This is a genomic window from Arthrobacter ginkgonis (assembly GCF_039540195.1).
In the GTDB taxonomy this organism is placed as follows: Bacteria; Actinomycetota; Actinomycetes; order Actinomycetales; family Micrococcaceae; genus Zafaria; species Zafaria ginkgonis.
Map to the genome: position 1 here is coordinate 152901 of NZ_BAABEO010000020.1, position 18190 is coordinate 171090.

Consider the following 18190-nt stretch of genomic DNA (forward strand, 5'->3'; position numbering starts at 1 on the left):
CCGCGTCCACAGGATTTCCCAGTTTCGGAGCAGACAGGGCTCGGACGCGGGGCGTGTCGGGTGCAACACGCCGTGCATCCGCGTCCGGAACCGGGAGAAATCCCCAGTGGCCTCAAGCATCTGTCCTTTGCAGCGCACTTATCCACATTGGGCGCTTCCGTGGTTTCCGCGGAGACGGCGGGCGGCGCCACTGGAGGGATGGACATCGAAACCTTTCTGGGACAACGCGGTGGAATCGCCCGGGTCGGCGCCCTCTCCCGGGCCGGGTTCGGCCGCCGGGAGATTCAGCGCGCGCTCTCCCACGGGCTCACCCGGCCTGGCCACGGCCTGGTTGCACTGCAGGAGCACCGGAGGGACTTCCGCGAAGCGCTTCTTCTGGGAGGCCGCCTGACCTGCATCTCCGCCGCGGCGTTCCACGGATTGTGGCCCAACGATCCGCCGGAGAGGATCCATGTGTGTTGCGACCACGGCCGGGCCAGCGGGGCGGTCGTCCACCGGTCCAGACGGTTCGCTCCCCACCCGCACGTGCCGGTCGTAGCCGTTGGGGACGTGGTGCTCCACGCCTTGGGTTGCCTGCCAAAGCCGGAGGCGATCGCACTGGCGGAGTCGGCGCTGCGTCGCGGGGCGCGGCGATCGGACCTGGAGGCGGCCTTGACTGCCCAACGGCTACGGCCGCTGCTGGAACTCCTGAACCAGGCGCGCACCACTGCCGATTCCTATCCCGAGGTCCGGGCGCGCCTCCTCTTGCAGGAGCACGGCATCCCGTTCCGGGAACAGGTGTTCATTCCCGGCATCGGGAGAGTCGATTTCCTGGTCTGCGGATGCCTGATCCTCGAGATCGACGGCTTCGCCTACCATTCCTCCCGCGAAGCCAAGGCCCGGGATGATGCCCGGGACAACGAAGCCGCCTGCCTGGGCCTGTCGGTGCTCCGCTTCCTGCCCGAATACGTGCTGTACCGCCCCGAACAGCTCATAGCGGCCGTCCGGCGCACGCTCTCCGTCCGTGGTTTCGGCGACGCTGCGGAATTTCTCCCAGCTTCGGCGGGCTGATCGCCCACGTTCACGGCGTGTCGGTCCAACACGCCGGGCACCACTGCCCGGAACCGGGAATCATCCCCCGATGGCGCCCGACACGGACGGCAGGAAACTTGGCCTGGAGCGTCGGAGGGCGGCAGGAGCACCAGAATGGGGGCATGGGTGAACTGTTCGCTGTGTTTCTGCGCGGGATCAACGTCGGCGGGGTGCGGATCGCCATGAAGGACCTGCAGCAGGTGCTCGCCGCTGCCGGATTCGCGGAAGTGAGGACTCTGCTGGCCTCGGGAAACGTGGTGCTGGCGGCGGACGCCGACGCGGAAACGGTGAAGGCGCGGGTCGAGTCCGTGCTGCGGGAGCGGTTCGGCTACGACGCGTGGGTGATCGTCAAGACGGCCCCGCAGGTGCACGCGATCATTGCCGGCTACCCGTTCGGGACCACCCCCGGCCTGCACGCGTACGCCGTCCTCACCACGGAGGCGGGCACCGTCGATGATGTGGTGGACGCCCTGGAGCCCTCCCCCACCGAGCGCTGGCAGGCCGCCGGGGACGTACTGTATTGGGAGGTCCCCAAGGGCAGTTCGCTGGACACCAACCTGTCCAAGCGGCTCGCCAAGGCGAAGTACAAGCCGCTGGTGACCACCCGGAACCTGAACACGATGGAGAAGGTCGCCGCGGCGCTGGGATAGCCCGCCTTCAGTCCCCGGTCAGTTCCCGGCCTTGAGCCGGTCCACCTGGAGCAGCAGTTGCGGCAGCGACTCCTCGAACGTGCCGCGGGACCACGATCCGGGCAGCGTGGTCTGGTAGTACAGCCCCTCACCGATGAGCATGATCGCCTCCGCGGCATGGGGGTCGGCAACCTCCGTCCGGATCAGGTCCAGCCACTGGCGGTGCAGCGACTCCAGCGCCTGCACGGCCACCGCGTTGTTCCCCTGCGCCAGCCGCAGCACCGCCCGGAAATAGTCGTCGAGCTCAGTGTCCGTTTGGCAGGAGGTCTGCACGTAGTACCGCGAGGGGCCCTCCGCCGCCGCCGCCATCTCCGCCACGTCACGGGCGGCAATCTCGCCGAACCGGACGATCACCGCCTCCGCGAGGGCTTCCTTGCTCTTGAAGTGGTACAGCAGGCCGCCCTTGGACACACCGGCCCGGGCGGCGGTCGCGTCCATCGTCGCGGCCCGCTCCCCGTCCTCGCACAGCAGCCCGCAGTACGCGGCAAGGATCTTTTCTTTGGCATGCGGGGGGCGGGACATGCCTATGACTTTATCGCTCCGATCCCCCAAAAGCCCGCGGAGCCGCATTGATAACTAAACAGTCCAGACGGTACAGTTACTCTCACAACCTTCGACCCTCCGACCCAGGACCCGATCATGCCCGCGCTTGGACAGACGCCGCTCAAGACCCCGACCCCAACCCAGCCCGCAGCCCGCCGCTGGGCGGCCCTTGCCGTCCTGCTTCTGCCGGTCCTGCTCATCTCGGTGGACAACACGGTGCTCAGTTTCGCCGTCCCGGCCCTCTCCGCCGCGCTGGCGCCCACCGGCACGCAGCTGCTGTGGATCATCGACATCTACCCCCTGGTGCTGGCCGGCCTGCTGGTTCCCATGGGCAGCCTCGGCGACCGGATCGGGCGCCGCCGGCTCCTGCTCATCGGCGCCACCGGCTTCGCGGCCGTCTCCGCCGCCGCCGCCTTCGCCCCCTCCGCCGCCGCGCTGGTCGGGGCCCGCGCCCTGCTGGGCGTCTTCGGCTCGATGCTTATGCCGGCCACGCTGTCGCTGATCCGCAACATCTTCACCGACACCGCCGAGCGGCGCACCGCGATCGCCATCTGGGCGGCGGCCTTCTCCGGCGGCGCCGCCCTGGGGCCAATTGTCGGCGGCGTCCTGCTGGAGCACTTCTGGTGGGGCTCGGTGTTCCTGCTGGCCGTGCCGGTGCTCATTCCGCTGCTGGCGCTTGGCCCGGCCTTCGTCCCCGAGTCGCGCGACCCGCACCCGGGCCCGGTGGACCCGGCCAGCATCCTGCTGTCCATCGGCACCCTGCTGCCGCTGGTCTACGGCATCAAGGCCCTGACGACGGCGGACGAGCGGCTCGTCGGCGCGGCCTCGCTCGCGCTGGGGCTGGCCATGGGCGCGCTCTTCGTCCGCCGCCAGCTGCGCCGGGACCATCCGATGCTGGACGTGCGCCTGTTCCGGAACCCGGTGTTCAGCGGAGCCCTGCTGGTGAACCTCTTCGGCGTGTTCGCATTGGTGGGCTTCATCTACTTCCTGGCCCAGCACCTGCAGCTGGTCGCCGGCAAGTCCCCGGTCGAGGCCGGCACGCTGATGCTCCCGGGACTGGCCCTGACGGTACTGGGCGGCTTCGCCTCCGTTCCGGCGGTGCGCCGCTTCGGCCCCGCGGCGGTGGTGCTGGCGGGGCTGGCCCTGAGCGCCGCCGCCTACACCGTGGTGCTCGTCTGGGGCAGCGAGGGTTCGCTGGTGGCGATCATGGCGGCGTTCGCCGTACTCGGGGCCGGCGTCGGCCTGGCCGAGACCGTCTCCAACGACCTCGCCCTTGCCGCCGTCCCGGCGGCCAAGGCCGGTGCCGCGGCGGCGGTGTCGGAGACGGCCTACGAGGTCGGGGCCGTTATGGGCACCGCCGTGCTGGGCAGCATCCTCAACGCCTCCTACGCCCAGGGACTGGACGTTCCGGCCGGACTGGACGCCGAGCAGGCGGAGTCGGCGCGGCAAACCCTCGGCGGAGCCGTGGAGGTCGCCGCGCAGCTGCCCGCGGACCAGGCCGACGCCGCCCGGGCGCTGCTGGAGTCCGCCGCCCACTCCTTCGACTCCGGCGTGGCCGTCACCTCCACGGTGGCGGTGGCCCTGACCCTGGCGGCGGCAACGGTGGCCTACCGCACGCTGCGGGGGCACCGCGCACGGTAGGGCCACGGCATCTTCCAGGCGCAGCCCGGGCATGCTTGCAGCCCGGGCATGTTCGCAACCGCGGGCGGTTCCCGTGCACGACGGCGGCGCGCGGTCCCCGCGGGAACCGCGCCCCGCCGGTCCGGCCGGCAGCAATTCCCGACGGTGAAACAACACCGCGGTATTTACGGGCCCGAAACCTCGGCTTGGGCCTGCCGTAACACCGGGTTCCTAGGCTGGGGGCCACCCTGCGGCGCCGTCGCGCACCGCGGCGGGGCCCGCTCCGGGCCCCGCGCAGGCCTATGGAAAGGACACGGGCGTGGCCCTTGTGATGACTTCCGGCGTCGCGGCCGACTGGCTGCCCGCCTGCTGGATCGACGACCTGTCCATCGGCTGGGGCCAAAGCCTCTGGCTGGACGGCCGGCAGGTCGCGCTCTTCCGCTTCCCGGACGGAACGGTCCATGCCACCTCGCACGCCTGCCCTTCCACCGGAGCGCCGGTGATGGCGGCGGGCATCATGGGCACCCGGCTGACGCCCGCGGGGCTGGTGCACACCGTCGCCGGCGCCGGGCGCAAGGAGGTGTACCGGCTGGACACCGGGGACTGCCTCACCCCGGGCCGCCCCCGCCTGCCCATCCACCCCGTGCGGGTGCAGGATGGCCGGGTGCTGGTGGGAACCGCGGCGCCGTAGCGCCCACAAGTGCGCGCGGTTCGTGGGTTCCCCACACCCGCGGCCTTCGGGGCAGGACGGTGCCGCGTCCGTGCAAAGCTGAAGGCCCCGACGAAGGAGGCCCCATGAGCAAGCCCCACGGAGCAACCGCCGGCAAGCTCGAGCGGATGCTGGAGAAGATCACCATGCTGCTCCGCAAGGCGGAGAGCACCCCGTATCCGGCGGAAGCCCAGGCCTTGCAGGAGCACGCGGAGCGGCTCATGGTCCGCTACGGGATCGGCCGGGCCCAACTGGATGAGCGGACCGCCCGTGAGGGCCGGCCGCGCGAGGCGGTCGTGGAGCGCCGCTTCGAGGTCGGAGGGGTCTACCGCGTCGGGCGGCTGCGCGGGCTGAGCGAGGTCGCACGGGCGTTCCCCGCGATCTCGGTGCTTCAGTCCACCAGCGGCAACACCTCCACCCTGTACGTGGTCGGGGTCGAGTCCGACGTGGCCCAGGTGCTGCGACTGTTCGAGTCGCTACTGGTCCAGATCCGCTCGGTCATGGCGGCCTGGTGGCGGGAGCACGACAAGGGCCACCTGCCCACGGAGGCGCTGCGGGTGACCGAACGGCGACAGTTCCAAATGGCGTTCTTCGACACAGTCGCCGGGCGCCTGCGGGACCTGCATGCGCAGGAGGTGGCGGACGCGGGCAGCGGCACGGAACTGGTCCTGGCCGGGCGCCGCGAACGCGTCACGGAGGCCCTGCACCAGATGCATCCGTTCCTGCGCAGCGCCCGCTCGCGCCCCATCAACACGGGCTCCTGGACCGCCCACCGGGCGGGCCAGGCCGCCGGACACCGCGCGAACGTCGGCCAGCGCGGTGTCGCCGAAGGCAGCCGGGCCCGGCTGCCGGGCTGACCCCAAAGGCGGGACGCCGCCTGGACACGCAGGGTGACGTTCCGGAGACAATTAGGCAAACTTACGAACTTTCCCGTCTTGCGGGGTAGTAACCGGTCCCGGAGTGCCGTACTGTTAATGGTTGTAGTCGTTGTTTTCTCGCAGTAATCGGTACCAAGTCCCGGACTCCCGGGGCGTGTTTCCTTTTTGACCAGCGGTGAATCACGTAGCTGCATGTGGCTGCCCATTCCGGCGGCCACTCCCCTACGTCCATCCAGGACAGTCTCGAAAGGACACACATCATGGCAACCGGTACCGTTAAGTGGTTCAACGCCGAAAAGGGCTTCGGCTTCATCGCTCCGGACGACAACTCCGACGACGTCTTCGCCCACTACTCCGCGATCCAGTCCAAGGGCTTCCGCGCTCTTGAAGAGGGCCAGCGCGTCGAGTTCGAGGTTTCCCAGGGCCAGAAGGGCCTGCAGGCCACGGACATCCGCCCGCTGTAACCAGCGCGGAACCACAAGTTCCTCAAGGACGGCGGCAACACCCACCGGGTGTTGCCGCCGTCCTTTTTGGGTTATGGGCCATGAATGCGTGTCCGGCTGGGGCGCCCGGGTGGCTTGTCTACGCGAGCGGGCCGCAGGGCGCATCCGCGGAAACGGCCCGCCCGCGGCGCACTGGAATCAATTGCAAAGAAACTATTGCAAAGGAATCTTTGCAATAGTACCGTCGAGCCATGAGCACCTCCCCCGCCCCCCGCATGCTGGACGTCACCGCCCTCAAGGCGCTCGGGCATCCCTTGCGCGTGCAACTGCTGGATCTCTTGGCCAGCTACGGAGAACAGACAGCCAGCGGGCTGGCCGCACGCCTGGGAGAATCCAGCGGCTCCACCAGCTACCACCTGCGCCAGCTCGCCAAGCACGGCCTGGTCGAAGAGGTTGAGGGGCACGGGTCCAAACGCGAACGCTGGTGGCGTCGACCCGCGGGCGGGTTCCAAGTGTCAATGGAGGCCGCCGAGCACAATCCTGCCGCCAGGATCCTGGTCCATTCGGTGGCGCGGCAGATCGAGCAGCGCCGGGCCGCGGCCCTGGCCGACTTCCTGGACCACGGCATGGAGGCGCTCCCGGAGGAATGGCTGGACTCCTCCGTCCTGAACACCATCAACCTGCAACTGGATGCCCAGCAGCTCCAGGACATCTCCGTCCGCACCATGGAGTTCCTGACGAAGATCGCCGACGAGTACCGGGGCGCTGGCGGAGCGGATGCCCGGCCCATCCAACTGCATTTCAACGCCTTCCCCCTCATCGACCCGGCCGCCGGCCCGACTCCGGACTCCGAAAGGTGAACGCCATGCAACAGAACAGCGCAGCCCTTGCCGCACCACCGTTCCACGTCGGCGGTTCCCGACTCGGCGCCCTGCTGGTTGCCTCCGGGCACCGCCTCGTGGCCTGGGGCGAGCAGGTCTCGGCCCGCCCACCCCGTCGGCCGCACGCCCGGGCCCGGATGGCGCTGGAGCTGCATGCCGACGCCCGCCGCGATGCCCAAGCCCTGCTGCAGTCCGGGCTGCCGCCGCTGGGCGGTGCCGCTCAGGCCGCCCGCACCCCCGCACGCTCCGCGGGGACCCAAGGCTCGCGGATCCGCTGAACGGCCGCGCCCGGCAGCAGCACCAGCGGCCCGTCGGCCGCTGCGTAGAGGCAGAAGTGTGCCAGATCGAACCGCCGTCGTCCGGCCGGCCAGCACCAGGTCGGTACGCCGCGGAACCGGCGGGGAATGATCCGCCCGGTGTGCGGGTTGGCAGGGAGGTGACCCTTCCTTTGTCGATACTCGACCTCGCCCCGATCCGTCGCGACGGTAACGCCGCCCAGACCTTCGCCGAAAGCGTCGCCCTGGCGCAGGCCGCCGAGGCCGCCGGGTACCGCCGCATCTGGTACGCCGAGCACCACAACATGCCCGGCATCGCCTCCAGCGCCACCGCGGTGCTGATCGCCCACGTCGCCAACCACACCTCCACCATCCGGCTGGGGTCCGGCGGCATCATGCTGCCCAACCACTCCCCGCTGGTGATCGCCGAACAGTTCGGCACGCTGGAGACCCTCTTCCCGGGCCGCATCGACCTCGGGCTGGGACGCGCCCCGGGCAGTGACATGGCCACCTTCCAAGCGCTGCGCCGCGACCCGGCGGCAGCGGATGCGTTCCCGCACGACGTGCTGGAACTGCAGGCCTTCCTCTCCGACGAAAGCCGCATCGCCGGCGTGCACGCCTACCCGGGCAAGGGCACCGGCGTTCCCCTGTACGTACTCGGCTCCAGCCTCTTCGGGGCACGCCTGGCAGCCCAGTTGGGCCTGCCCTACGCGTTCGCTTCCCACTTCGCCCCGGAGGCGCTGCAGCAGGCTGTCGCCCTCTACCGCAAGGAGTTCCGCCCCTCGGAGCAGCTGGCCGAACCCTACGTGCTGGCCGGCGTCGGCGTCGTGGCCGCCGACAGCAACGCGGACGCCCAGTCCGGCATGGAGCGCGTGCGCCGCGAGCGGGTGCGCCGGTTCCTGCTGCGCGGCCAGGCCCGCGAGTTCACCGACGACGAGGTCGATGCCATCATCGATGCGGGCTCCGCCGACCAGGTGCTGCGCATGCTCACGTACACCGCCGTCGGCACGCCCGAGGCGGTGCGCGAGTACCTCGAGGGGTTCGCCGCGCACGCCGAGGCCGACGAGCTGATCACCGTGCACGCCCTCCCGGAGGCGGAGGAGCGGCTGCACTCGGTCGAACTGACCGCGCACGCCATGGGCCTGGCCGGCGTCGCCCGGTAGGCCCCGCGTACGCCCCGGGCAGCGCAGGGCTCCCGCCCTCCGGACCCGGGCCCGCGCGGCCGGCGCGCATCCGCTCCGAAAGGACCCCTTCTCCGCGGCACTGCCGCCGGAAAAGGGGTCCTTTCGCGTCCGCGCGGGCGGCCATAGGCTAGGAGTAGCAACCACGGACGCGGCGGCCCGGGCCGCCCCGGATGGAAGTGGGTGAACCGCCATGGGCGCTGCGTTGCCGGGCCGCGGGCATCACTCCCCGATCCGCACCGGGCCGCTGCCCCGCACCGGATTCGCCCGCATCCTCAACGCGGACGGACTGCCTGCGGAGCTGCGCGCGTCCTACTACTGCTGGATCCTCGGCGGGATGCTGGGCCTGCTCGCGGGCTCCATGGGGCTGTTCGCGATGGTCGGGTTCGCCGGCATGCTCGCGGCACTGGGGGTGGGCGGGCTCGCCGCACCGGGCTTCGCCGCCGCCGCGCTGACGCTGGCGGTCTCCGCGCTGCAGGTGCTGTTCGCCATGGGGCTGAAGGAGCGCTCCGCGCGGGCCCGCCTGGCCCTGACCGTGCTCGCCGCCGCCACCCTGGGACTGGCCCTGTGGTCCTCCACGGCGCTGTCCGTGGCCATGGCCGTTGGCATGGCGTCCCCGGCCGCAGGGTGGGCGGGCTTCCTGCTTGCGGCCGCGGCGACCGTCCTGATGTGGTTGGAGAATCCAAGCCGCTGGCTGGGCGGCTGAGCGGGATCGCGTACGGTGGACCATGTGCCCGGCGGCACCGCCGGCAGACGAAGGAGGAGCCTAAATGAGCGACTACTACGACGAGACCGTCTTTGACGAGGAACCGGCGGACGACTTGGACGCCGAGCCCGACGACGGCCGCGACGGGCTTCCCCCGGTCGGCTCCTCCGACTCGCCGGAGACGATGGATGAGATCGACCCGCTCCACAAGCACAAGTACCTCCTGGACGACGAACTCTCGGCCCCCGAGGACCTGGACGACGACGAGGTGCCCGAGCCCTGGGACAGCACGGACGACGAGCCGCCCATGAGTCCCGAGGAGATCGGCGAGTAGCCCGCACTCCTGCGTCCGGGGAACCGGGCCGGCCGGAAGGTGGGCGGGTCCGAAAGTTGGGCGGGCCGGGAAGTTTGGCTGGCTCGGAGGCTGGGCTGACCTGAAGATAGGCTGGTCCGGCGGCACTACGGCCGCGGACGGCACCGGACAGGAGCGGCCATGGTCAACCCCGTGCACCTGCGCACGCTGCTGGAGGTGGTGCGGCAGGGTTCCTTCGCCGCGGCCGCGGCGCGGCTGGGCTACACCGCCTCCGCGGTGTCCCAGCAGATGGCCACCCTGGAGCGGGACACGGGGGCCGTGCTGTTCACCCGTTCCGCGCGCAGCATCGTCCCCACCGAGGCTGCCACCACCATGGCTCGCCACGCGCGCCGGGTGCTGACCGACCTCGATGCCCTGCTCGCCGCGGCCGCGGCCGGCCCCGCCGGACGCCCCCTGCACGAGGTCCGGCTCGGGATCTTCCCCTCGCTGGCGGCCTTCGCCCTGCCGCGGCTGTTCGCCTCCCCCGGCTGGGACCAGCTGGGCCTGTCGCTGCGGCTGAGCGTGGGCGAGCCCTCCCAAACCGTGCCGGGGCTGCGGGCCGGGGGCGAACTGGACCTGGCGATCGTGTTCCAGGTCGGCACCGCGGGCCTGGCCTGGCCCGGACACCTGGAACGCCGCTGGCTCGGCGAGGACCCCTTCCGCGTGGTCCTGCCGCGGGCGTGGGGCCTGGCCGACGGGTCGGAGGTCAGCGCCGAGCAGCTGGCCGGCATGCCGTGGATCATGCACCACCCCGGCTCGCCGGACGCCACCGTGATCGCCCGCCTCTTCGCCTCCTGCGGGCTGCACCCGCACGTGGCCGCCTACTGCGACGACTTCAACGCCTCGTTGGGGCTGGTTCGGGCCGGCCTCGGCGCGGCACTGGTCCCGGACCTGGCCCTGCGGCAGCTTCCTCCGGAGGCAGTCATCGTGGACGTGCCGGAGATCCGTCCGGTGCGCGGGATCCTGGCGCTGCGCCCCGATGGCGCGCCGAACCCGCAGGTGGACCTGCTGCTCGAACGCCTCTCCGGGATCCTGGACGGCCCAGTGCGCTAGGCAATGCGGGAGGCAGTGCGGAAGGCACGACGACGACGGCGCGCGCCGCCGCCGTCGTGACCGGGGCTAAGCCTCCATGGCCGGACCGGAGCATCCGGAACCAACCCGGCGGCGTGCGGGCGGGATTTTTCCGAAGGGCCCGGCTGCCCCGGCTACTTGTTGCCCTTGGTGGTGACGGAGGACTTGGTGACCGTCGAGGAGCCGGTGGAGCGGATCCCGGTACTGCCGGCTCCGGTGTTGTAGCTGACCGTGGAACCGGTCAGCTTCACCGTGGCCTGGTAGGCAGCCAGGCCCCCGGTGTAGCGGCCGCGGGCGTATCCGGCCCACCCGTTGGAGGTCAGGGTGGACTTGGAGATCACCACGTGTTTGGTCCGGGCCACCGCGATGCCCGCCTGGCCGTTGAGCTTGGCCGTGGTCCCGGTGACCGAGGCGGAGGCGCCGGTGATGCGGATGCCGGCGCCGTGGTTGACCGCCGCGCGGGCGCTGAAGACCTGGCTGTGCGCTCCCGAGAGCACGATCGCCCCGGTGTCCGTACCGTTCGCGTAGGCCACGACGTTCAGCCGGCCCACGCGGGACCACGTGCCGGCCTTGACGGCGTAGCTGCGGGCCCCGAGGGTGTAGGAGACCTTGGAGCTGGAGGCCTGCCCCGTCCAGACGGTGCGGTTCTTGTGGTCCACCCAGTACGTGCCGGACTTGACCTTCGACTTGGAGGAGACCGGCGTCAGGTGGGCCCCGTTGCGGAAGAGCATCTGCGCGGTGTTGCACTTGTAGCCGGACTTGCAGGTGGCGGAGCCGGAGTCGGACGTCGGGATCCACGTGCTCTTGATCTTGTACAGCTTGCCGGACTTGGTGGTCTTCACGGACACGCTGCCGTCCAGGTGCGTTGCGGTGGACCCGGCCCCGACCAGGGTCTGCCGGGCCTTGAGCACCACGTTGCCGGTGTTGAAGCGGCCGCTGCCCAAGCAGATCACCGCTCCCTGCGGCTGCTTGTTGACCGCGTCCTGGATGCTCCGGCCCGCCGAAATCGTGGCGGAGCAGTAGGAGCGGGCCGAGATGCTGCGGCTGGCCGCGGCGGTGCTGGAAGCCGTGAGCTTTTTGATCCACGGTGCCTTGGGGTAGTTCCCGCCCGTCCACACCGCCGTGAAGCGGAAGTCGGAGCCGCTGATGGTGGAGGTGGTCCCGTTGGAGGAGGTGGCCGTCGCGGTCTTGATGGTGGTGTCCGAGTTCTGGGCGTAGCCGATCTTGGCGACGTCGTCGAGGCCGAACGCCTTGGCGGCCTGGGCCTGGGTGATGGACGTGGTCCAGGAGGCGTTCGGGTTGCCGGCGTCGGCGTGCAGCGACCATTTGTCCGCCTTGCCGACCAGGTAGGCCACGGCCCCTCCCCACACGTCGGCGGAGGAGCGCGAGTGGCCGCCGTTGGAGGAGGAGTAGTAGGTCTGCGCCAGCGCGCCCTTGTAGGTGACGGCCTTGGCCTGGGTGGGGGTACCGGAGGCGTTGCGGGTCACGGTGGCGTCCACCGCCGCCTTCCAGCGGTTGCCGTAGTAGGCGTTGGTTCCCTCGGACTCCTTGTTCCAGCCGGTGAACTTCTGGTCGCCGACCTCGTCCACCACGTTGCAGTCGCAGGAGGAGCGCACGGTTCCCATCTTGCGCAGCGCGTAGGTGCGCCCGGCCATCGCCTGGACCTTGAGGGTTTCCGAGGGCCAGGACGAGGGCACCTCGGCCAGGCCATAGAGATATTCGTCGTTCAGGCGCAGGACGTTGACCAGGTTGACCTGGCCGTCGACCACCTTGGCCTCGATCCGGCCGTGGCGGTATCCGACGGTGCCGGTGCCGTTGTTGGCCTTCGGCACCGAGACGACCGCCTTGCCCGCGGGGTCCCAGGCCCGGGTCCCCTGCCAGTTGAGGGCGACGGCGCCGATGGCGGTCGCGGTGACGGACCCGTCCTTGACCTCGAGCCCGCCCGAGGCCTTGGAGACCTTCGTGACCGTGTACTTGGCCTTGCCGCCGGAGACGGAGAAGGACACCTTGGCCCCGGTGGCGGCGGTAATGGTCCGGTCGCCGTCGGTCAGGCGCAGGGATCCCCCGGCGACGGTGGCCGAGGCGGTGGAGGACTTGAGCAGTTGGACGCGGATGTCGCTGGCGGCGTAGGCGGACCAGTCGGAGACCGTCGCCCCGGTGTAGTAGTACTCGATGATCCCCTTGGCCGTGTACCCGTTGACCGCCATGGCCCGGGCCCCGTATTGGCTCAGGCCGACGCCGTGGCCCCACCCGGCGCCGGTGACGGTGAAGGAAGCGGGCACGGCGTCGTGGTCAAGCCGGTAGGCGGTGCCGTCCGAGCGCACGCCGAGGATGCCGCCGTCGAACTTCTGCCGCACGTCGCTGCCGCTTTTGTACTCCTCCCCGGTCGGGTACCCCAGGGGGCCGTTCTCCCATCCGGTGTCCGCCCAGGCCTGGGCGATCGCCGTCTTCACGGTGACGGCCTTGCGGGTGTCAGACCAGAAGACCAGGCCGTAGCGGTAGGAGCGCCAGGAGACGCCGTCCTCCGTCTTGCTGGCCGAGGCGTCGGCCCCGCCGAGCTTCTTCTCCGCCGCGGCCAGATAGGCCTTGTTGTCGGTGGCGACGGAGGCCGCCACCGCCGTGGCCGCCGCGGCCGGGGCAACGGGGGCAGCGAGGGCCAGGGCGGGCAGGAGGAGCGCGGCGGCCAGTGCCGCGACGGCCGTACGGACGGGGATGCGCATGCGGGAGCACCTTTCGCCGGGCAATCCCGGGGTCTGCGGTGGGCCGGGCCTAACCCGGCACGGACCGGCGGCGGCGCAGCTGTCGGCGTTGCGTCCGGCACCGCCTTACCCTCTCGGCCGCCAGCCCCCGGGCGTAAGCTGCCTTTCCTGTGAGTCCGGGCGGACGCGGGATCAGCGGCGGGCGCGCAGGGCCGCGGAGATCCGTTCCGCGGCGGCGCTGAGCCTGGGCAGCATCTCCAGGGCCGTGGCGAGCGGCTCCTCCTGCGTGCCCAGGGAGGGCGCGGGGGTGCTGGTGGAGACGTTCAGGGCGGCCTGCACGGTCCCGTCCGCACCGAAGACCGGCACCGCGATCGAACGCAGCCCGGTTTCCAGTTCCTGGTCCACGAAGCACCAGCCGCGCCCGCGCACGGCGGCCAGCTCCGCGCGGAGGGATTCCTCCGAGACGATCGTGCTGGGTGTAAGCGGCACCAGGGGGCGCGCCGCCAGCGCCCGGTCCAGCTCCGCCGGGGCCAGGTGGGCCAGCAGGACCCGTCCCATCGAGGTGGCGTAGGCCGGGAAGCGGGTGCCCACGGCGATGCCCACACGCATGATGCGCCGGGTGTGCACGCGGGCGATGTAGACGACGTCGGCCCCGTCCAGGATGGAGGCGGAGCAGGACTCGTTCAGTTCCGCGGAGAGTTCCTCCAGGACCGGTTCGATCAGCTGGGGCAGCGTGTGGCTGGACAGGTAGGAGTAGCCCAGCTGCAGCACCTGGGCGGTGAGTTCGAAGAGCTTGCCATCGAAGCGCACGTAGCCGAGGTCGGCCAGGGTGTGCAGGAAGCGGCGGGCGGTGGCGCGCGAGAGGCCGGTGCGGCGGGCGACGTCGGTGAGCGTCATCGCGGGGTGCTCGGCGTCGAACGCGCGGATCACGTCCAGCCCGCGGGCCAGGGACTGCACGTACTGCGTGCCCGGCGGGCCGCCCGCGGAGGATTCCTCCGCGCCGGCGGAGTCTCCGGCGTCGTACTCCATGGGTTCCTCTCGCGGATCAGGTGGGGCTGGACAACCGGACCATCCTAGCCGCAGCGGCCGTGCCCGCCGGATTGGACGGGCACGGCGGGCACGGCAGCGGCTAGGCTCGCTTGAGCTCCACCGGCAGGCGCTCGGCCAGCTCCTCGAAGGTGGTGCCGTGCGTGGAGCGGACGGCGACCCCGTCCGGGCCGATCAGGAACACCGCGGACTCGGTGTACACGCGGGAGACGCAGCCCAGGCCGGTGACCGGGTAGGTGAGCGCCTCGACCAGCTTGGACTCGCCCTGCTTGGTGAACAGGCCCATCATCACCCAGGTTTCCTTGGCGCCGATGGCCAGGTCCATCGCACCGCCGACGGCGGGGATGGCGCCGGGGGCGCCGGTGTGCCAGTTGGCCAGGTCCCCGGCCTGGGAGACCTGGAACGCGCCGAGCACGCACACGTCCAGGTGCCCGCCGCGCATCATCGCGAAGGAGTCCGCGTGGTGGAAGTAGGAGGCCCCGGGCAGCTCGGTGACCGGGATCTTGCCGGCGTTGATGAGGTCCTCGTCGATCTGCTCCCCCGTGGCCTCCGGGCCCATGCCGAGCATGCCGTTCTCGGTGTGCAGGGTGACGCCCTGCTCCGGGCTGAGGTAGTTGGAGACCAGCGTGGGCTGGCCGATGCCCAGGTTCACGAAGGAGCCCTCGGCGATGTCCGCGGCGACCAGCTGCGCCAGCTCGTTCTTGCCCAGCGGCGCGTCGGTGGAGGTGTAGGTGGTGCTCATCGGTTGGTCCCTCCGATTTCGACGACGGTGTCCACGTAGATGCCCGGGGTCACCACGACCTCCGGGTCGATGCCGCCGGTCTCCACCACCTCGGAGACCTGCACGATCGCCTGCTTGGCGGCGGCTGCCATGATCGGGCCGAAGTTGCGGGCGGTCTTGCGGTAGACCAGGTTGCCGGTGCGGTCCGCGCGCAGCGCCTTGATCAGGGCGAAGTCGGCGTGGATCGGGGACTCCAGGACGTAGCCCTTGCCGTCGATGATCCGGGTTTCCTTGCCCTCGGCCAGCAGGGTGCCGTAGCCGGTGGGGGTGAAGAACCCGCCGATGCCGGCGCCGGCGGCGCGCAGGCGCTCGGCCAGGTTGCCCTGCGGGACCAGTTCCAGCTCGATCTCCCCGGCCCGGTAGGCCTCGTCGAAGTGCCAGGAGTCGGACTGGCGCGGGAAGGAGCAGATGATCTTCTTCACGCGGCGTTCCTTGATGAGCAGCGCCAGGCCGGCGTCGGCCTGGCCCGCGTTGTTGTTCACGACCGTCAGGCCGGTGGCGCCGCAATCCATCAGCGCGTCGATCAGTTCCATCGGCTGGCCGGCGTTGCCGAAGCCGCCGATGAGCACGGTGGCCCCGTCGCGGATGCCGGAGACGGCCTCCGCGGCGGAGGCCGCAAAGCGTGGTGCCATGGGTCTTCCTTCTTCCTGTGGTGGTCTTTAGCGGGCGTTGGTGTTCTCGAGCACGACGGCGATGCCCTGGCCGACGCCGATGCAGAGGGCCGCGACGCCCCAGCGGTCGCCGGATTCCTGGAGGCGGCGGGCCAGCGTGCCGAGCACGCGCAGGCCGGAGGCGCCCAGCGGGTGGCCGATCGCGATGGCGCCGCCCCAGGCGTTGACGATGTCCTGGTCGATCCCCCACTGGTTCAGGCAGGCGATGGACTGCGCGGCGAAGGCCTCGTTCAGTTCGACGGCGGCGACGTCCTCCCAGCCGATCCCGGCGCGCTTGAGCGCGAGGTTGGCGGCCTCCACCGGGGCTTCGCCGAAGAACTGCGGCTCGTTGGCGGAGGTGGCGCGGCCGGCGATCCGGGCGATCGGTTCGATGCCGAGCAGGCCGGCGGCCTTCTCGGAGCCGAGCCAGGCGGCGGAGGCGCCGTCGTTCATCGGGGAGGCGTTGCCGGCGGTGACGGTGGCGTTCTCGCCGGTGCGGAAGACGGTGCGCAGGCCGCCAAGAGTCTCGGCGGTGGAGTCCGGACGGACGGTCTCGTCGCGGGTGAACTCCGTGCCCTTCCTAGAGGCCGGCGGCACCGGAACCACGAGGTTGCCGTACTTGCCCTCGTCCCAGGCCTTGGCGGCGAGCTGGTGGGAGCGGGCCGAGAACTCGTCCTGGGCCTCGCGGGAGATGTTGTGCTTCTCGCGCAGCTGCTCGGTGGCCTCGCCCAGGGAGACGGTCCACTCGGCGGGCATGTTCGGGTTGACCAGGCGCCAGCCGAGGGTGGTGTTGGCCAGCTCGAGGTTGCTCATCGGGAACGGGCGCTCGGTCTTGGGCAGGACCCAGGGGGCGCGGGACATCGACTCGACGCCGCCGATGAGCATGAGGTCGGCCTCGCCCACCTCGATCTGGCGGGAGGCGACGATCGCGGCGTCCAGCGAGGAGCCGCAGAGGCGGTTGACCGTGGTGCCCGGGATGGAGGTCGGCAGGCCGGCCAGCAGGGTGGCCATGCGGGCGACGTTGCGGTTCTCCTCGCCGGCGCCGTTGGCGTTGCCGAAAACGACCTCGTCGATGGTCGCCGGGTCCAGCCCGGGGGCACGCCCGACCATGGTCTTGACGACCAGGGCCGCGAGGTCGTCCGGACGGTGCCCGGACAGGGCGCCGCCGATCTTCCCGAAAGGCGTGCGGACGGCGTCGTACACAAAGGCCTGCTGCATCGGTTTTCCTGCTCCCGTCATGAGATGTTCACATCGTGAACTCTTGTTCGCTCATTGAACTCTAACCCCGGGGCGGGCCGGCGGGCAAGACCCCACCGACTTTCCGGCACGCAAAAGTGCCCCGGACCGTACGGCCCGGGGCACCCCTGCCCGCCCGCTAGACGCGGCCGATGACCGGGTGGCCGAAGAGGTTCAGCGCGTAGTTGCCGTAGACCGGCTCGGCGACGTTGCACATGTGGTTCATGGCCGCGTGCATGTCCCGCCAGAAGCGCTGCAGCGGCTGGTCCAGGTGCAGCGAGGCGCCCCCGGCATGCAGGAACAGGTTGTCGACGGCGGCCAGCGCCCGGTGCGTGTTGCGCACCTGGTTGCGGCGGACCTCGACCACCAGTTCCAGCGGCGCGTTGCGGCCGGTGGCGACGTGGTCGTGGACGCGGTTGAAGTCGGTCAGCTGCTTCTCGATGCTGAGCTCGATGTCGGCAGCGGCCTCGCCCAGCACCTGCAGCTGGACCATGTTCTGCGACGCCGGACCGGCCGCGTTGCTGCGCACCCGGGTGTAGGCGATGAACGCCCCCAGCGCGCCCTGGGCCAGCGCGAGCGTGCCGGTGTTGATGGTCCCGGCGAACATCACCGCCCGCGGCATCGCGTAGACAGGGGCCTCCAGGCCCACGGCGCGCGCGGCGCCCCACAGGTCCTCGATCACCCCGGGGACCACCCGGTAGTCCGGGACGAAGGCGTCCCGGACCACCAGGTCCTTCGACCCTGACCCCTTGAGGCCGGAGACCTGCCAGGAATCCTGCAGGATCTCGTAGTCCCCGCGCGGAAGGATGAAGTGGCGGATGTCCTCCCGGTTCGGGGTGCCGTCCGGGTGGGCGACGAAGCCGCCGATGATCACCCAGTCGCACCCGTCAGTGCCGGAGGAGAACTTCCAGTGCCCGTTGAAGACGAAGCCGCCGTCGACCGGCTTCGCCACCCCCATCGGCGCGTACGGGGACGCCACCCAGGTGTTGACGTCCCCGCCCCAGATCTCCTCCTGCACGCGCGGATCGGCCAAGGCGAGTTCGTGCGGATGCACCCCCACGACGCCGGCGACCCAGCCGGCCGCGCCGCAGCGCGCGCCGATGCCGAGGACGGCCTTGGCAAAGTCCACCGGGTGGGCCTCGTGGCCGCCGTACCGCTTGGGCTGGAGCAGCCGGACGATCTGCGCGTCCTTCATGGCCTGGACCGTGCGGTCCGGCAGCCGGCCCAGGTCCTCGGCCTCCCGGGCCTGGGACTCGAAGAACCCGGCCAGCGCCTCGGCCCTTTCCAGGACGCCGGCCGCGTTCTCGATGTCCCTAACCTGCGTAGCCTGCCGGTCGTCGATTTCCGTGGTGCTCATG

At 70.9% G+C, this 18190-nt stretch carries 19 protein-coding genes; 12 read left to right on the forward strand and 7 right to left on the reverse strand.

What is annotated here, in order from left to right; translation table 11 throughout:
- Positions 1-60: 60 nt before the first annotated feature.
- The gene (locus ABD912_RS15800; protein WP_345152235.1) at positions 61-1050 is read left to right on the forward strand and encodes a DUF559 domain-containing protein; all 990 of its coding nucleotides are present in this window, start codon (positions 61-63) and stop codon (positions 1048-1050) included.
- 143 nt (positions 1051-1193) lie between these two features.
- Positions 1194-1721, forward strand: a complete 528-nt coding sequence (locus ABD912_RS15805) for a DUF1697 domain-containing protein (RefSeq protein WP_345152236.1) — start codon at positions 1194-1196, stop codon at positions 1719-1721.
- Positions 1722-1739: 18 nt separating this feature from the next.
- Here the strand turns inward: ABD912_RS15805 and ABD912_RS15810 are convergent, their stop codons facing one another.
- Complete coding sequence (locus ABD912_RS15810) at positions 1740-2282, reverse strand: TetR/AcrR family transcriptional regulator (protein ID WP_345152237.1); 543 nt, start codon at positions 2280-2282, stop codon at positions 1740-1742.
- Between the two features lie 117 nt (positions 2283-2399).
- Between ABD912_RS15810 and ABD912_RS15815 the strand changes: the two genes are divergently transcribed.
- From ABD912_RS15815 to ABD912_RS15860, 10 genes are all read left to right on the forward strand, one after another.
- Entirely contained in the window at positions 2400-3944 is a 1545-nt protein-coding gene (locus ABD912_RS15815; protein WP_345152238.1) for an MFS transporter, read from the forward strand.
- Between the two features lie 298 nt (positions 3945-4242).
- On the forward strand, positions 4243-4614 hold the full coding sequence (locus ABD912_RS15820; protein WP_345152241.1) for a nitrite reductase (NAD(P)H) small subunit: 372 nt from the start codon (positions 4243-4245) through the stop codon (positions 4612-4614).
- A gap of 104 nt (positions 4615-4718) precedes the next feature.
- Positions 4719-5489: a DUF2786 domain-containing protein gene (locus ABD912_RS15825; RefSeq protein ID WP_345152244.1), complete on the forward strand. Its 771-nt coding sequence runs from the start codon at positions 4719-4721 to the stop codon at positions 5487-5489.
- 281 nt (positions 5490-5770) lie between these two features.
- A complete protein-coding gene (locus ABD912_RS15830) occupies positions 5771-5974 on the forward strand; it encodes a cold-shock protein (RefSeq protein WP_149956812.1) in 204 nt (67 codons plus the stop codon).
- Positions 5975-6204: 230 nt separating this feature from the next.
- Entirely contained in the window at positions 6205-6813 is a 609-nt protein-coding gene (locus ABD912_RS15835) for an ArsR/SmtB family transcription factor (RefSeq protein WP_345152247.1), read from the forward strand.
- Between the two features lie 5 nt (positions 6814-6818).
- The gene (locus ABD912_RS15840; RefSeq protein WP_345152248.1) at positions 6819-7112 is read left to right on the forward strand and encodes a hypothetical protein; all 294 of its coding nucleotides are present in this window, start codon (positions 6819-6821) and stop codon (positions 7110-7112) included.
- 158 nt (positions 7113-7270) lie between these two features.
- Positions 7271-8272 (forward strand): LLM class flavin-dependent oxidoreductase, encoded by a 1002-nt coding sequence (locus ABD912_RS15845; protein ID WP_345152250.1) that lies wholly within the window; start codon positions 7271-7273, stop codon positions 8270-8272.
- Positions 8273-8483: 211 nt separating this feature from the next.
- Positions 8484-8996, forward strand: a complete 513-nt coding sequence (locus tag ABD912_RS15850) for a hypothetical protein (protein ID WP_345152251.1) — start codon at positions 8484-8486, stop codon at positions 8994-8996.
- Between the two features lie 64 nt (positions 8997-9060).
- Positions 9061-9330 (forward strand): hypothetical protein, encoded by a 270-nt coding sequence (locus ABD912_RS15855; RefSeq protein ID WP_345152254.1) that lies wholly within the window; start codon positions 9061-9063, stop codon positions 9328-9330.
- Positions 9331-9489: 159 nt separating this feature from the next.
- Positions 9490-10401: a LysR family transcriptional regulator gene (locus ABD912_RS15860; RefSeq protein ID WP_345152255.1), complete on the forward strand. Its 912-nt coding sequence runs from the start codon at positions 9490-9492 to the stop codon at positions 10399-10401.
- Between the two features lie 152 nt (positions 10402-10553).
- Here the strand turns inward: ABD912_RS15860 and ABD912_RS15865 are convergent, their stop codons facing one another.
- From ABD912_RS15865 to ABD912_RS15890, 6 genes are all read right to left on the reverse strand, one after another.
- Positions 10554-13139: a SpoIID/LytB domain-containing protein gene (locus ABD912_RS15865; protein ID WP_345152256.1), complete on the reverse strand. Its 2586-nt coding sequence runs from the start codon at positions 13137-13139 to the stop codon at positions 10554-10556.
- 171 nt (positions 13140-13310) lie between these two features.
- Positions 13311-14147: an IclR family transcriptional regulator domain-containing protein gene (locus ABD912_RS15870; protein WP_345152257.1), complete on the reverse strand. Its 837-nt coding sequence runs from the start codon at positions 14145-14147 to the stop codon at positions 13311-13313.
- Positions 14148-14247: 100 nt separating this feature from the next.
- Positions 14248-14907 carry a 3-oxoacid CoA-transferase subunit B gene (locus ABD912_RS15875; RefSeq protein WP_345152260.1) on the reverse strand — a complete coding sequence of 220 codons (660 nt, stop codon included), beginning with the start codon at positions 14905-14907 and terminating at the stop codon, positions 14248-14250.
- Positions 14904-15578 (reverse strand): 3-oxoacid CoA-transferase subunit A, encoded by a 675-nt coding sequence (locus ABD912_RS15880; protein WP_345152261.1) that lies wholly within the window; start codon positions 15576-15578, stop codon positions 14904-14906. Before ABD912_RS15880 ends, ABD912_RS15875 begins: the two co-directional genes overlap by 4 nt.
- A 27-nt stretch (positions 15579-15605) precedes the next feature.
- Positions 15606-16814 (reverse strand): thiolase family protein, encoded by a 1209-nt coding sequence (locus ABD912_RS15885; protein ID WP_345152262.1) that lies wholly within the window; start codon positions 16812-16814, stop codon positions 15606-15608.
- Positions 16815-16971: 157 nt separating this feature from the next.
- Positions 16972-18189, reverse strand: a complete 1218-nt coding sequence (locus ABD912_RS15890) for an acyl-CoA dehydrogenase family protein (protein ID WP_345152263.1) — start codon at positions 18187-18189, stop codon at positions 16972-16974.
- Between the last annotated feature and the right edge of the window lies 1 nt (position 18190).

Coding starts and splice junctions, on each gene's coding strand:
- ABD912_RS15805 (WP_345152236.1), top strand. CDS start 1,194: ATGGGTGAACTGTTCGCTGTGTTTCTGCGCGGGATCAACGTCGGCGGG.
- ABD912_RS15810 (WP_345152237.1), bottom strand. CDS start 2,282: ATGTCCCGCCCCCCGCATGCCAAAGAAAAGATCCTTGCCGCGTACTGC.
- ABD912_RS15815 (WP_345152238.1), top strand. CDS start 2,400: ATGCCCGCGCTTGGACAGACGCCGCTCAAGACCCCGACCCCAACCCAG.
- ABD912_RS15825 (WP_345152244.1), top strand. CDS start 4,719: ATGAGCAAGCCCCACGGAGCAACCGCCGGCAAGCTCGAGCGGATGCTG.
- ABD912_RS15830 (WP_149956812.1), top strand. CDS start 5,771: ATGGCAACCGGTACCGTTAAGTGGTTCAACGCCGAAAAGGGCTTCGGC.
- ABD912_RS15835 (WP_345152247.1), top strand. CDS start 6,205: ATGAGCACCTCCCCCGCCCCCCGCATGCTGGACGTCACCGCCCTCAAG.
- ABD912_RS15840 (WP_345152248.1), top strand. CDS start 6,819: ATGCAACAGAACAGCGCAGCCCTTGCCGCACCACCGTTCCACGTCGGC.
- ABD912_RS15850 (WP_345152251.1), top strand. CDS start 8,484: ATGGGCGCTGCGTTGCCGGGCCGCGGGCATCACTCCCCGATCCGCACC.
- ABD912_RS15855 (WP_345152254.1), top strand. CDS start 9,061: ATGAGCGACTACTACGACGAGACCGTCTTTGACGAGGAACCGGCGGAC.
- ABD912_RS15860 (WP_345152255.1), top strand. CDS start 9,490: ATGGTCAACCCCGTGCACCTGCGCACGCTGCTGGAGGTGGTGCGGCAG.
- ABD912_RS15865 (WP_345152256.1), bottom strand. CDS start 13,139: ATGCGCATCCCCGTCCGTACGGCCGTCGCGGCACTGGCCGCCGCGCTC.
- ABD912_RS15870 (WP_345152257.1), bottom strand. CDS start 14,147: ATGGAGTACGACGCCGGAGACTCCGCCGGCGCGGAGGAATCCTCCGCG.
- ABD912_RS15875 (WP_345152260.1), bottom strand. CDS start 14,907: ATGAGCACCACCTACACCTCCACCGACGCGCCGCTGGGCAAGAACGAG.
- ABD912_RS15880 (WP_345152261.1), bottom strand. CDS start 15,578: ATGGCACCACGCTTTGCGGCCTCCGCCGCGGAGGCCGTCTCCGGCATC.
- ABD912_RS15885 (WP_345152262.1), bottom strand. CDS start 16,814: ATGCAGCAGGCCTTTGTGTACGACGCCGTCCGCACGCCTTTCGGGAAG.
- ABD912_RS15890 (WP_345152263.1), bottom strand. CDS start 18,189: ATGAGCACCACGGAAATCGACGACCGGCAGGCTACGCAGGTTAGGGAC.